Source organism: Streptomyces sp. NPDC018947, assembly GCF_044390505.1.
In the GTDB taxonomy this organism is placed as follows: domain Bacteria; phylum Actinomycetota; class Actinomycetes; order Streptomycetales; family Streptomycetaceae; genus Streptomyces.
Genome location: NZ_JBIRZD010000001.1, coordinates 341,231 through 353,927, shown reverse-complemented (window position 1 = coordinate 353,927; position 12,697 = coordinate 341,231). Strand labels below are relative to the sequence as shown.

The 12,697-nt window shown below is 74.5% G+C and carries 10 protein-coding genes; 4 read left to right on the top strand and 6 right to left on the bottom strand.

What is annotated here, in order from left to right; genetic code table 11:
• Window positions 1-39: 39 nt before the first annotated feature.
• A complete protein-coding gene (locus ACH499_RS01590) occupies window positions 40-999 on the top strand; it encodes a hypothetical protein (protein ID WP_399013185.1) in 960 nt (319 codons plus the stop codon).
• 31 nt (window positions 1,000-1,030) lie between these two features.
• Here the strand turns inward: ACH499_RS01590 and ACH499_RS01585 are convergent, their stop codons facing one another.
• Window positions 1,031-2,521, bottom strand: a complete 1,491-nt coding sequence (locus ACH499_RS01585) for a phytoene desaturase family protein (protein WP_399013184.1) — start codon at window positions 2,519-2,521, stop codon at window positions 1,031-1,033.
• A 484-nt stretch (window positions 2,522-3,005) separates the two neighbouring features.
• Window positions 3,006-3,635: a TetR/AcrR family transcriptional regulator gene (locus ACH499_RS01580; RefSeq protein ID WP_356200147.1), complete on the bottom strand. Its 630-nt coding sequence runs from the start codon at window positions 3,633-3,635 to the stop codon at window positions 3,006-3,008.
• Between the two features lie 175 nt (window positions 3,636-3,810).
• Here ACH499_RS01580 and ACH499_RS01575 point away from each other — a divergent pair, with 175 nt between their 5' ends.
• The 3 genes from ACH499_RS01575 to ACH499_RS01565 all read left to right on the top strand — a co-directional run bounded on the left by ACH499_RS01575 (window position 3,811) and on the right by ACH499_RS01565 (window position 6,077).
• Window positions 3,811-4,371: an SAV_6107 family HEPN domain-containing protein gene (locus ACH499_RS01575; RefSeq protein ID WP_356200146.1), complete on the top strand. Its 561-nt coding sequence runs from the start codon at window positions 3,811-3,813 to the stop codon at window positions 4,369-4,371.
• A 194-nt stretch (window positions 4,372-4,565) separates the two neighbouring features.
• On the top strand, window positions 4,566-5,393 hold the full coding sequence (locus ACH499_RS01570) for a methyltransferase (RefSeq protein ID WP_356200144.1): 828 nt from the start codon (window positions 4,566-4,568) through the stop codon (window positions 5,391-5,393).
• 279 nt (window positions 5,394-5,672) lie between these two features.
• Window positions 5,673-6,077, top strand: coding sequence for a DUF3040 domain-containing protein (locus ACH499_RS01565; protein ID WP_399013182.1), 405 nt, complete (start codon window positions 5,673-5,675; stop codon window positions 6,075-6,077).
• Window positions 6,078-6,590: 513 nt separating this feature from the next.
• Here ACH499_RS01565 and ACH499_RS01560 read toward each other — a convergent pair.
• The 4 genes from ACH499_RS01560 to ACH499_RS01545 all read right to left on the bottom strand — a co-directional run bounded on the left by ACH499_RS01560 (window position 6,591) and on the right by ACH499_RS01545 (window position 12,423).
• Window positions 6,591-8,978 (bottom strand): DUF3488 and DUF4129 domain-containing transglutaminase family protein, encoded by a 2,388-nt coding sequence (locus ACH499_RS01560; RefSeq protein ID WP_399013181.1) that lies wholly within the window; start codon window positions 8,976-8,978, stop codon window positions 6,591-6,593.
• A 237-nt stretch (window positions 8,979-9,215) separates the two neighbouring features.
• Window positions 9,216-10,580: a DUF58 domain-containing protein gene (locus ACH499_RS01555; protein WP_399013179.1), complete on the bottom strand. Its 1,365-nt coding sequence runs from the start codon at window positions 10,578-10,580 to the stop codon at window positions 9,216-9,218.
• Window positions 10,580-11,614 carry an AAA family ATPase gene (locus tag ACH499_RS01550; protein WP_399013177.1) on the bottom strand — a complete coding sequence of 345 codons (1,035 nt, stop codon included), beginning with the start codon at window positions 11,612-11,614 and terminating at the stop codon, window positions 10,580-10,582. Before ACH499_RS01550 ends, ACH499_RS01555 begins: the two co-directional genes overlap by 1 nt.
• A gap of 263 nt (window positions 11,615-11,877) precedes the next feature.
• On the bottom strand, window positions 11,878-12,423 hold the full coding sequence (locus ACH499_RS01545; RefSeq protein WP_356200134.1) for a carbonic anhydrase: 546 nt from the start codon (window positions 12,421-12,423) through the stop codon (window positions 11,878-11,880).
• Between the last annotated feature and the right edge of the window lie 274 nt (window positions 12,424-12,697).

Below are 12,697 nucleotides of genomic sequence, written 5' to 3'. Positions count from 1 at the left end.
GCGACACACTGCGTAGCGGCCACTGGGAGAGGGGCGTACATGGGCTGGACGGTCCTCTACATCGCGTTCGGCATCGTCGCGCTGTGGCTGCTGGGCGAGGTGCTGCTGCAGTACAAGGCGCGGCTGCGCTGGCGGCTGCTCGCCTTCGGCGGATTCGCCGGCGTCGTGGCCGGCGTGCTGATGTCCAACGTGCTCGTCATCGGACTGGGCGCCGCCGCCTTCGCCGTCGGCCAGACGTACGTGACGCTGTCGTTCCGCCGCGGCTTCGAGGCCGGATGGGCGGTCAACGCCCCTGCGGGCCTCGTCGGCAGCAAGCGCCGGCGCCCCGAACGCGGCCGCCAGGAACCGACGTTGGAGGTCTCCGGCCTGGAGGCGGGCGACGCCCTCCCCGGCGCCTACGACGACCGCCCGCAGGACCACGGCAACACCCCGTACGGCGACTTCGGCCACGACGACTACGACCGCGACGACGTCTTCACCCCCGCCCGGCCCGCGGACCCCACGGCCGCGGAGACCACCGCCGTCTACGAACCGCAGCCCATGCCCGACGACACCGGTTCCTACGGCGTGTACGGCGACCCGGGCCCCGGGCACGAGGAGCAGGCACCGGCCGCGCCGGCCGCCGACCCGTCGTCCCACGGATACGGCTACTCCGAATACGGCCAGCAGGGCTACGGCTACGACACGGGCCAGCAGTACGCCGCCTACTCCGACCCCTACATCGGCACCTACGGCGGCGGCTCGTACGACACCGGTGGCTACGACACCGCCGGTACCCAGCAGTACCCCGCGCAGGCCTACGACCAGGGCATGTACGCCACCGGTACGGCCGGCGGCCACCCGGCCGAGACGCCGCCCGGCGGGGTGTGGGTGCCGCAGCAGCGCAGCGCCGACGACCCCTACGGCGGTGAACTCCCGCCGGAGCAGACGTATCCGTACCAGGACGACGGCCGGCCGCAGGGCCCGAACCAGGGATACGACGAGCAGTACCGCTACTGACGGCGCGCGGGCCCGGCGACGGGCCCGCCGCTCACTGCGAGCCCCGGAACTCGGGTCCCTCCACGACGAGTCCGGCGACCAGCGCCCCCGACATCCCGGCGTGCGGCAGACCGCCTCCGGGATGGGACCAGCCGCCCACGGTGAACAGCCCCGCCACGCGCGTGCTGTTGGCCGGGTGCAGCAGCCTGCCCCCGGCAGCCGCCAGCGCCGGGGCCGGCACCGCGCCGCCCGCCGCGCCGGTCTCCGCCGCGATGTCGGCCGGGGTGCGCACCTCGTGCCACAGGAGGCGGTCGCGCAGGTCCGGAATCGCGCGTTCGGCGACGGCGATCAGGTTCTCGGCGTGGCCCTGCGCGCCCACGCCCGCCGGCACCACCGAGGTGAGCGACACCGCCTCGTGGTCCGGGCCGGGGACCAGCGCGGGATCGTCGGGCCGCAGGACCGTCACGGTCGGACGGGCGGACACAGTGGGCGTGGCACCGAACAGCGCGTCCAACTCCCCCTCGCGGTCGGGCGCGTGGACCACCGTCCGGTGTGCCGTGCCCCGCGGACGGGCGCCGCGCAGCGCCAGCAGCACCGTGATCCGGCTCGCCGCCCCGCGCTGCGGCGGGACCCCGGCCTCACCGCGCGGCGCCGTGCCGCCGGCGACGCGGTCCAGCACCTCGGGGGCGACACCGGCGACCACGAACTCGGCCTCGGCCACCTCCCCGCCGGCCAGCTCCACGCCCGCCACCCCGCCGTCCTTCTCGACGAGCCCGGTGACCTCGGTGCCGAAGCGGAACTCGACCCGGCGGGCCCGGCACCTCTCGTACACCGCCCGCGCCAGCTCCCGCAGCCCGCCGCGCGGACACCACATGCCGAAGGCGTGCTCCATGTACGGCAGCACGGCCGCGTTGGCGGGGACGGTCCGCGGATCGAGGCCGTACGCGAGCGCGTGGCTCTCCAGCAGGGCGACGAGCCGGGGGTCCCGCAGCTCCCAGGCGCCGACCTCGGCGAGCGTGCCGGCGCGGCGGGTGCGCAGCAGCCGCTTGTGCGGGACGGCCGGGTAGGGCTCGCGCTCGGCCAGCACCCGCCAGTCGGACCACAGCGGCTCCTCGAGGAGCGGCCTGCGCGTGCGGTCCCAGGCCTCCCGGGCCCGCACCAGGAAGTCCCCCCACCGCTGCCCGGCGGGCGCGCCCAGCGCCTCGTCCAGCGCGGCGACCACGCCCGCCCGTGACGCGTTCGGCAGCGAGACCTCCGTGCCGTCCGCGAACACGTGCCGTGACGACGGGTCGACCTGGACCAGCTCGACGCAGGACTCCAGCGGCTCCTTGCCGGTCTTGACGAACAGGTCGCGCCAGACCGCGGGCAGCGGCAGCAGGCCGGGACCGGTGTCGAAGGAGAAACCGTCCCGCTCGAAGCGGCGCACCGCCCCGCCGTACGTCTCCGTCCGCTCGTACACCGCCACCCGGTGGCCCGCGACGGCCAGCCGGGCGGCGGCCGCCATCGCGCCCATCCCGGCGCCGATCACCGCAATCCGTGCCATGCCAGGGACTTTATCCGCCGCCACCGGCGAACCGGGCCGAGGGGCCGAGGGAGCGGCCCGCGGGCGGACCCGGGACCCCGTACCGCCGGCGGGCCCCTGAGTATCCGGACGGGCGCGCGGGTGACCGCGCGGCGCCGCGCACCGGTGGGCACGCGTGCGCAGGGCTGAGTATCCGTACCTAGTACGCGAGATGAGTACCCGTGCGGATGGGGCCCGACCTGCGCGAACGAGAGAGTGGGGGCAACGGAGAGGGGCACGGCTCCGGCACCGGCGACACGGGGCGCCGGAACGGAGCCGGGCCCACGATCCGCTCCTTCCGCCGGCCGCGGCCGGCGGGAGCGAGGCACGGGGGAGACCCGGGGGACGACCGAGAACGGGGGCCCCGCGGGGGGACGTACGGGGAGCAGGAAAGGCGCCGGTCCTACGGTGGCCCGCGGGGAGACGCGGCCGCCGCGGACCGGCGTTCTCCGTTGCGGCCCGCGTCTCAGCCCCGGCCGCTCACCCGGCCCTGCAACAACCGTGACAGGGCCGCGTGCACGTCGTCGAGGGAGCGCTCCGGCTGGAACGACTTCCAGTCCAGCGCGGCCACCAGGACCATGCCGACCAGCGCGGCGGCGGTCAGCGGGACGTCGATCTCGTCGCTGAACTCCCCGCTCTCCACGCCCTCGCGCAGCACCCCCTCCACCACGGCGACGGCCTCCTGACGGACCACCAGCAGCGTGGACTGCCAGGCGCGGTTGGTGCGCCACAGCTCCGCCACGTAGAGCTGGGTGAACGCGGGATAGCGGTCGATGAAGACGAGCCCCGCGCGGATCATCGCGTCCAGCGCGTCGACCCTGCCGAGGCCCTCTCGCGCCGCCCCCTCGGCGGCCTCCCGGAGCGATGCCGTGAGCAGCCCGACCCCGTGCCGCAGCAGTTCTTCGAAGAGGACGGACTTGCTGGCGAAGTTGTAGTAGACCGTGCCCTTCGCCACTCCGGCGCGCTCGGCGATCTCGTCCACGGTGGTGGCGGAGAAGCCCTGCTCGGCGATGAGGGTGACCGCTGCCTCGTAGAGCTTCTGCCGGGTGGCCTCGCGACGGCCGCCGCCCCGTGAGGCGGTGCTGCTGCTTTCCATGGCCCCGATTCTCACAGCACCCGTCCCGCCCGGTGCACCGCAGGGCCCCGTCGCCCTTCCCGTACCGAACGTGTGCTCGCATCAAAAATGCAGGTCAGAACGGATTGTCAGTGGCATACCGCACGATGGGCACATACGGCCACAGTGCCGTCACGGAGACGACAGGAGGATCGTCATGGCCCACTCGTCCGCAGCCGCCGCCCGGCGGCACCGCGCAGCCGGCCCTGCCCCCTCACTGACCGGCCCGGCGAGCGACGTGCATCCCGTGCTGCGCCGGACCACCGCCCCGCCCGCCGCCCTCGGCCTGCTCGCCCAGGCCCGTGCCGGACTGGAGGAGGCCGCCGTCCTCGAGACGCCGAACGAGCGGTACGCGACCGCCCACCTCGCGGCCCTGCGCACCGCCGCCGCGGTCCTCGCGGCCCGCGGCCGCCCGGAGGCCACCCCACGGGCCCGCGCCCGCATCCGCAGTGCCTGGGAGGTGCTCCCCGAGATCGCGCCCGAGCTCTCCGACTGGAGCGCGCTGTTCGCCGCGGGCGCCCGGCGCCGGGCACGCGCCGAGGCGGGCATCCAGGGCGCGGCCGGAACCAGGGACGCCGACGACCTGATACGGGACGTGACGATGTTCCTGCGCATCGTGGAGCGGATGCTCGTCCTCCAGCCGGTCCTGCCCCAGCCCCGCCCCGGCGCGGACGACCCGGAGACGGGCGGTGGGGCCCCGGTGCCGGACGCGGGATGAGGCGCCCCGGCCGCTCCGGTCCGCCCCGCCCGGCCCCCTGCCACGGCGGGGCACCCGGAGTGACCGGCCGGGACACGGGAGGCAATAGGGTGGGAGAAGCCTGAAAGCCTGCCCTTTCCCGCATCCGCGCCGGGCAGGCAGCCCGTTCGCTCCGCCCGTGCCCGAGGCGGTGCCGCGCCGAGGAGTCAACTGCCGTGTCGGACCCGATGCGCCCGCCCGCCTCCCCCCACCGCCCTCACACGGCGTCGCCGCGCCCCGAGCCCGCTCGGTCCCGCGCCGCACTTCGTACCGCCGTGGTCTGGGAGGTCCTTCAGGAGGCCCTGGACCGCCGCGTGAAGGCCACGGGCCGCCAGGCACTGGACGTCCTGGACACCGGCGGCGGCAGCGGCAACTTCGCGGTGCCCCTGGCCCGCCTCGGCCACCGCGTCACCGTCGTCGACCCCAGCCCCAACGCGCTCTTCGCCCTGGAGCGCCGGGCCGCCGAGGCCGAGGTCGCCGACCGGGTGCGGGGCGTCCAGGGCGACGTCCACGGCCTCTTCGAGGTCGTGGAGCCCGGCGGCTACGACGTGGTGCTGTGCCACGGAGTCCTGGAGTACGTGGACGACCCGGCGGAAGGCGTGCGCAACGCGGTGGCCGCCCTGCGCGCCGACGGCGTCCTCAGCCTGCTCGCCGCCGGTCTCGGCGGCGCCGTGCTCGCGCGGGCCCTCGCCGGCCACTTCACGGAGGCCCGGCAGGCGCTCGGCGACCCGGACGGCCGCTGGGGCACGGGGGACCCGATGCCGCGCCGGTTCACCGCGCAGCAGCTCACAGGGCTGGTCGAGGACGCGGGACTGCGGGTCGGTGCCGTGCACGGGGTGCGGGTCTTCGCCGACCTGGTCCCCGGGGCGCTGGTGGACACCGAGCCCGGCGCCCTCGACGCGCTGCTCGCGCTGGAGGCCGCGGCGGCCGAGCTCGCCGCCTTCCACTCGGTGGCGACCCAGCTCCATGTGCTCGGTGAGACCGGAGAGACGCAAGGGGCCTGAGAGCCGGCACGCGGGGCAGGCCCCTGATCAGGGGCGCCGCCGCAGATGGAGTACGCCACAGGCCCCCCGAACGGGGGCCCGGCGCCGTATGATCGAGGGAGACCGCTCGGCATGACGGGCCGGTCGCTGGGGAAAGGGACCTTCAGCGAGCCGGCGTGGCCATGACGGGCACCGGTTGGCCAATTGGCGTAGAGGGGCGGGTTTCACGGGGGCGATTCCCTGCCTATCCTGAAGGGACCCCCCGGGTCGCCCCGGCGACTGCACGATGAGGAGGACTCCGTGCCGCTCTCGGAGCACGAGCAGCGCATGCTCGAGCAGATGGAGCGAGCGCTGTACGCCGAAGATCCCAAGTTCGCGTCGGCGCTCGAGGGAAGCGGGCTGCGTACGTACACCCGGCGGCGGGTCTACCAGGCGGTCGCGGGCTTCCTCGTGGGAATTGCGCTCCTCATGGCCGGTATGGTCGCCAAGCAGGTCTGGCTCAGCGTGGTGGGGTTCCTCGTCATGCTGGGCTGCGCGGTCCTCGCCGTGACCGGCTGGCGCAAGGCCCCCAAGCCGGGCGAGCAGTCGGCCCCCGGCGCAGGACCACAGGCACGCCGACAGGCGCGGCAGAAACGCTCCGTGATGGACCGCATCGAGGAGCGCTGGCAGCGGCGCCGGGACGAGCAGCAGGGCGGCGGCCACTAGGCGCTCCGCTCACCAGGACAGTCCCGTGAGGGGGACCACCGAGCCGGTGGTCCCCCTCACGCATGCGCGCCCGCCGGGCGAGGGAGGGGGTCCGGCGGCCGACTCCATCCGGCCAGGCAAGGCCCGGCGGCCTCGGCTCGGATGCTCCCGGCTGGGTTCGACGTCCGGTGGCCCGGCGGACCCCTGGCCGACGAGGTCTTCCCCGGTCCGGCCTCGGCAGCCGGTGAACCGGTCGGGGGCCACGGCCGACGAGGTCTTCCCCGGTCCGGCCTCGGCAGCCGGTGAACCGGTCGGGGTCCACGGCCGACAAGGTCTCCCTCGGTCCGGCCCGGCACCCGGTGACCCCGGTGGGTCCGAGGTGCCCCACGGCCCGGGCAGGGTCGGCCCTCAACGGCTCTGGCCCGGGTGAGCCCTGCGGCCCGCGGTGTCGTTCCGAGCCCGGCCGGGCGGCCGGCCAAGCGGTGAGGCGGCGCCGGGCCCGGTGCCGGCCGCCGCCTCTGTGGGCGAAGGGGCTCAGCCCCGCTGCCCCGACGGTTTCCGCAGGGTCGGTCGGGCTGACGAGAGGCGTTGCTCGAGGGCCGACCAGCGGGCCGAGAGCATCCATGTCACCCGAATGGCGGAACGCGGGGCGAACCGTGCGCGCAGTCGGCTCTTCCCGCTGACCGAGGCCCGCAGCCCGGCGCGGACGCGGTGCACGTCCTCCGCGAGGCCCGCCGCGGGACGGGGGCGGGGCGCGTAGAGGACCTGTTCCACCGCGTCCGCCACCCGGTGCGCCGCCGCCTCGGCGGTCGGATCGAGCCGGCCCAGCCGGACGATCCGGGCCGCGGCCCCGCGCGGTGTCCGCGACGCGTCCGGCGGGACACCGAAGTCCCACGCCGTGTCGGTCAGCTCCTCCCAGACCGCCAGGACGTGCGGCACCGCGTCCCCCTCGGCGCGGCCGTGCGCCCCCAGCCGTACCGACCGGATCCGCACCCGCCACAGCATCGGCGCCAGCGGCAGCAGCAGCACCGCCAGCCCGCCCAGCGCCCAGGCCAGGGCCGCGTACCACCGGGGCCCGTCGTCCTTTGTCACCGGCACCGCCGCCGCGGACTCGCTCGGGCAGGCGTCCAGCTTCTTCTGCTGGGGCGTGCAGCCCTCGCTCACCGAGGGCGCCGCCGAGGGCTCCGTCGTCGTGCCCCGGGAGGGCAGCGCGGGGTCCGGCACGTTGGTGCCCGGTGTGTCCTCCACCGTGTAGGAGGGGATCGAGCCACGGGTCGGCGTGGGCTCGAAGCGGGTCCAGCCCACGCCCTCGAAGTACAGCTCGGGCCAGGCGTGCGCGTCGCGCAGCCCCACCGACACCGAACCGTCCGCCTGCGGGGAGCCCGGCGCGAACCCGACCGCGACCCGTGCCGGAATGTCCAGCGAGCGGGCCATCGCCGCCATGGCGAAGGAGAAGTGGACGCAGAAACCCCGCTTGTCCCTGAGGAAACGGGCGATCGCCTGCTTACCGCTGCCGACCCACACTTCGGTGTCGTACTGGAAGCGGCCGTTGACCGCGAAGTACTCCTGGAGCCTGACCGCCCGCTCGTAGGAGTTCGCCGCCCCCTCGGTCACCTCCCGGGCCGTGCGTGACACGACCGCCGGGAGCGACTCGGGCAGCTCGGTGTACTCGCGCAGCAGGGCCTCCGGCGGCCGGGGCGCCGAGGCGAGCTGCTCGGCCGTCGGCTGCACGTCCAGGCTGCGCACCTCGTACGTCAGCCCGCGCGTGTTCTGGCCGTGGTCGCCGACCAGCGTCATGCCGACGGGTTCGTAGCGCCAGTTGCCGTCGACCCGGACTCCGCTCGGCGGGTACGGCATCGGCAGCCAGTCCTGGGCGTACCAGTCCGCGGCCGAGATCGTGGTCTCGGTCTGCGCGCGCTCGATGTCGGGGCCGAGGCCGACCGGCGTCGGGAACGGCCCCTCCGGCACTGCGGTGATCTGCCGCTTGGACGGCTTCCAGGTGCTGCCGTCGAAGTCGTCCAGGGAAACGATCCGCAGGTACAGGTTCGATATGTCGGAGGAGTCGGTCCGGACGGACAGGACCTGGCGGTCCTCGTCGACGTTGAGACTGTCCCGCAGGGAGACCAGCGGGTTCACCGCGGAGATCGTCCCTCCGCGCCCGTTCCCCGAGCCGACGCCGGTCCCGGCGGGATCCAGCAGACCGCCGTCCATCGCGGGCAGCGCGAGGGGCACCACCAGGGCCAGGCCCAGCGCGAACGCACCGATCCTGCGCCCGGTGCGGACCGGGGTCACCGCACCGCGGCTCTCGCCGGGGAAGCGCGGCGCACCGCCGAAGACCCTGCCCCACTGCGACAGCCGGTCGCGGCCCTCGGCCAGCAGCAGCATCAGATAGCCCGCCGCGGCGATCAGGAACCACAGCCAGTCGGCACCGCCGTCGGACAGCCCCGCGGCCACCGAGTACAGGGCGAGCAACGGCAGCCCGGCGGGGGCGGCGCTGCGGAAGGTCACCGCGAGGGTGTCCACCAGCAGTCCGATCACCAGCACCCCGCCGACCAGCATCAGACGGATGCCGTCGGACTCCAGCGGCGCGGGGATCGCGTACCGCGCGATGTCGTCGCCGCCCTGGCGCAGCAGCTCGGCGAAGTGCCGGAAGGCCTCGGGGCCCGGGATCAGTCCGGCGACGGCCTGCTGACGGCAGAAGGCCAGGGTCAGCAGCACCAGCCCGGTCAGGGCCTGCGCGGCGACGGTCAGCGGCCGGGCCAGCGGGATGCGGCGGGCCGCCGCGCCCACCCCCGACTGAACCGCCAGCATGATCGCCGCCTGGATGATCCAGAAGGCCGGGTCGACCAGGGGCAGCAGCGCGCACGCCGCCATCATCGTGGCGCCCCACGCCCACAGCACCAGCCGTGCCTGTCCGCTCATCGCGCACCCTCCCCGTGACGCACCGTCGCGGGACGGCCGGTCTCCCGTTCCGCGCGGCGACGTGGCCCGCGTGCGGCCGCCCGGCCGCGCGGCGGCACCTGCCGTGTCCGCCGGCTCACCATCCGCCCTCCCCGCCGTCGACGGCCGTGAGACCGGTGTGCCGCCGGTCCGTGAGCCGGGGGGCGGGCCGGGCGTGACCGCTCAGGGGACGCGGCGGCGTCTGCCGTGTCCGTCGCCTCACCATCCGCCCTCCCCGCCGTTCATGGCCGTGAGGCCGGTGCGCTCGCGGTCCGCCAGACGCCACAGTTCCTCCAGGCCGGCGCCCCGGGGCACGCTCACGGCGGTCCACCCCGCCTCGCGCAGCAGCCGCAGCCGCTCCCCGCCACCGTCCGACGGGCCCGGCGCGTCGGACGGTTCCCGCCGCCAGGTCCGGCTGTCCAGCACGAAGGCGACCGCGCCGCCGCTGCGCTGCCGCATCCGTGCGGCCACCGCGGCCTGTTCCTCGTCCAGATCGCCGAAGAACGCCACCAGCAGTCCGTCGTTCCCGCCGCGCAGCACGTCGTAGGCCCGGGACAGGCCCGTGCCGTCGGAGTGCCCGATCACGGCGAGGGTGTCCATCATCAGCCCGGCCGTTTCGTCCGTCCCCTGGCTCACGCCCGCGAACCCGTCGGCGCCCTCGCCGGGCACCGAGTCGCCGGTGTCGGTGAGCAGCCGGACGGAGAAGCCCCGCTCCAGCATGTGCACCAGCACGGACGCCGCGCCCGACACCGCCCACTCGAAGGCCGAGTCGGGGCCCGCGCCCTCGAAGGCCGGGCGGCGCGTGTCCAGCAGCACCGTGCACCGGGCGCGCTGCGGCTGCTCCTCCCGGCGCACCATCAGCTCCCCGTGGCGCGCGGTGGAGCGCCAGTGCACGCGGCGCAGGTCGTCGCCGTAGCGGTACCCGCGCGGGATCACGTCGTCGTCGCCCGCCAGCGCGAGCGAGCGCTGCCGCCCCTCCCCGTACCCCTTCGCCTCCCCGCTCAGCCGCACCGGCGGCAGCGGCTCCACGCGCGGGATGACGGTGAGGTCGTCGTACGTGGAGAAGGACCGGGTCAGCTCGCACATGCCGAACGGATCGGTCAGGCGCAACTGGAGCGGGCCGAGCGGATAGCGGCCGCGCAGGTCGGAACGGACCCGGTACGACACCTCCCGGCGGCCGCCCGGCTCGACCCGGTCGAGCACGAAACGGGGGCGCGGCCCGAGCACGTACGGCACCCGGTCCTGGAGCATCAGCAGACCGGTGGGCAGCCGCGAGACGTTGTCGACGCGCAGATGGACCCGGGCCTCGCTGCCCGCGGGCACGCGCCCGGGGGAGAGCCGGCGGCTGCCCGCCACCTGGTAGCGCGTGCGGTACAGAACGGTCGCGCAGACCAGCGGCAGGACGCCCAGCAGCAGGCCGACGCGCAGCAGGTCGCTCTGCCCGAGGACGTAGGCGCAGATCGCGGCGGCGACACCGGCCGCGAGGAAGGAGCGGCCGCGGGTGGTCAGGCCCGCAAGGGCGGTGCGGACACCGCCGGTCCCCCCGCGCTCCGTCGGCGCGGGGCCCGGCCCCCCGGCGTCCATCAGAGCCTCCGCGGCGGCTGCTGACCGTACGCCGGCCCGCCGCGACCCATGCCGAGGCCGGTCTGCTGCGGCGCCGAGGGCACCGGGGTGCGCTGAAGGATCTCCTGGACGACCTGCTCGGAGGTGCGCCGGTTGAGCTGGGCCTGGGCGGTGGGCAGCAGGCGGTGCGCCAGGACGGCGACCGCGAGGGCCTGCACGTCGTCCGGCAGCGCGTACTCCCGGCCGCTCAGGGCCGCGGACGCCTTCGCCGCGCGCAGCAGGTGCAGCGTGGCGCGCGGTGAGGCGCCGAGTCTGAGGTCCGGGTGGGTCCGGGTGGCGGCCACCAGGTCCACCGCGTAGCGCCGGACCGGGTCGGCGACGTGGACGCCCCGCACCGCCTCGATCAGCTTGAGGATCTCGTCCGCGTGCGCCACCGGCTGGAGGTCGTCCAGCGGGTTCACCCCGCCGTGCACGTCGAGCATCTGCAGCTCGGCGTCCGGGCTGGGATAGCCGATGGACACACGGGCCATGAAACGGTCGCGCTGGGCCTCGGGCAGCGGGTAGGTGCCCTCCATCTCGACCGGGTTCTGCGTCGCCACCACCATGAAGGGGCTGGGCAGCTCATAGGTCTGCCCGTCGATGGTGACCTGGCGCTCCTCCATCGACTCCAGCAGCGCCGACTGCGTCTTCGGCGAGGCGCGGTTGATCTCGTCCCCGATGACCACCTGCGCGAAGATCGCGCCCGGTTTGAACTCGAAGTCGCGGCGCTGCTGGTCCCAGATGGACACCCCCGTGATGTCCGAGGGCAACAGGTCCGGCGTGAACTGGATGCGCCGCACGGAACAGTCGATCGACCGGGCCAGCGCCTTGGCCAGCATGGTCTTGCCGACTCCCGGGACGTCCTCGATCAGCAGGTGTCCCTCGGCGAGCAGCACGGTCAGCGAGAGCCGTACGACCTCGGGCTTTCCCTCGATCACGCCTTCCACCGAACCGCGCACCCGCTCGACCACAGCGGTCAGATCAGTGAGGCTCGCTCGATCGTCATAGGTCGTCACCCGGCCCTCCTCGGCCTTGCCCCGCGCTCCCTCGGGAAGCGAGGGGTACCCCAGCATTCCGGACCCGCCCCGAACAGCGGGCCGGCCCACCCCGAACCACGGGTGCCGCGCGGAAACAGTTCCGCGCGACACCGCTTTCCCGCATTCTTGCCGCCGTTACCGATTCGTGTCACTCGCCTGTGGACAACTGCCCCCGATATGTCGGGTCTTATGACCGGACGGTGGGGACGCGGCAGGGCGGAGACGGCCGCGGCACGGCCGGGTCAGGCGGGGGAGACCTCGCTCAGGCGGCCCGTCTTCACGTCGAAGACGAAACCACGCACGTCCTCGGTGTGCAGCAGGAACGGCGAGGTCCGCACCCGCTCGATCGACTGCCGGACGTCCTGCTGGACGTCCCGGAAGGACTCCACGGCCCACGCCGGACGCTGGCCGACCTCGAGTTCCAGGTCGTGCCGGAACTCCTCGGTGATGGACTCCATTCCGCAGTTGGTGTGGTGGATCAGGACCACACTGCGGGTGCCGAGCGCGCGCTGGCTGATGGTGAGGGAGCGGATCACGTCGTCGGTGACGACACCGCCCGCGTTGCGGATGGTGTGGCAGTCACCGAGCTTCAGGCCGAGGGCGGCGTGCAGGTCGAGGCGGGCGTCCATGCAGGCCACGACGGCGACGCGCTGCACGGGGCGGGCGTCCATCCCCGGGTCGCTGAACGCTTCGGCATAGTGCGCGTTCGCCTCGACGAGCCGGTCGGTGACGGTGGCGTCCTTGATGGCGGAATCTGAACCTGCGGGAACCGATGCGGAAGTCGTCATAAGAATGACGTTACTGGTCACGCGCGGCCGCAGCCCGCTGTGAAGGGGGACAAAGAACGGCATCACGGCTTGTTGTGAGCCAATCCACAGGGCGTGAGGACGGCCCCGTACGGGTGAAATGCCCTGCTGAAACGGTTTGCGCGGGCCGGCGCCCGCGACGCGCAGGCCGGTTGATTGACCGGGCGACACGGTGGACTAAAGTGACGCGAAGCGGGAGGCGAGGCTCTCCCCGCTGGACTGAACACCACGGAGACCCGGGCGACGATCCCCCGGA

What these genes read in the sequence shown, in the direction of transcription:
- ACH499_RS01575 (WP_356200146.1), top strand. Translation starts at nt 3,811, where the DNA reads ATGGCCCACTCGTCCGCAGCCGCCGCCCGGCGGCACCGCGCAGCCGGC.
- ACH499_RS01590 (WP_399013185.1), top strand. Translation starts at nt 40, where the DNA reads ATGGGCTGGACGGTCCTCTACATCGCGTTCGGCATCGTCGCGCTGTGG.
- ACH499_RS01580 (WP_356200147.1), bottom strand. Translation starts at nt 3,635, where the DNA reads ATGGAAAGCAGCAGCACCGCCTCACGGGGCGGCGGCCGTCGCGAGGCC.
- ACH499_RS01560 (WP_399013181.1), bottom strand. Translation starts at nt 8,978, where the DNA reads ATGAGCGGACAGGCACGGCTGGTGCTGTGGGCGTGGGGCGCCACGATG.
- ACH499_RS01585 (WP_399013184.1), bottom strand. Translation starts at nt 2,521, where the DNA reads ATGGCACGGATTGCGGTGATCGGCGCCGGGATGGGCGCGATGGCGGCC.
- ACH499_RS01555 (WP_399013179.1), bottom strand. Translation starts at nt 10,580, where the DNA reads ATGGACGCCGGGGGGCCGGGCCCCGCGCCGACGGAGCGCGGGGGGACC.
- ACH499_RS01545 (WP_356200134.1), bottom strand. Translation starts at nt 12,423, where the DNA reads ATGACGACTTCCGCATCGGTTCCCGCAGGTTCAGATTCCGCCATCAAG.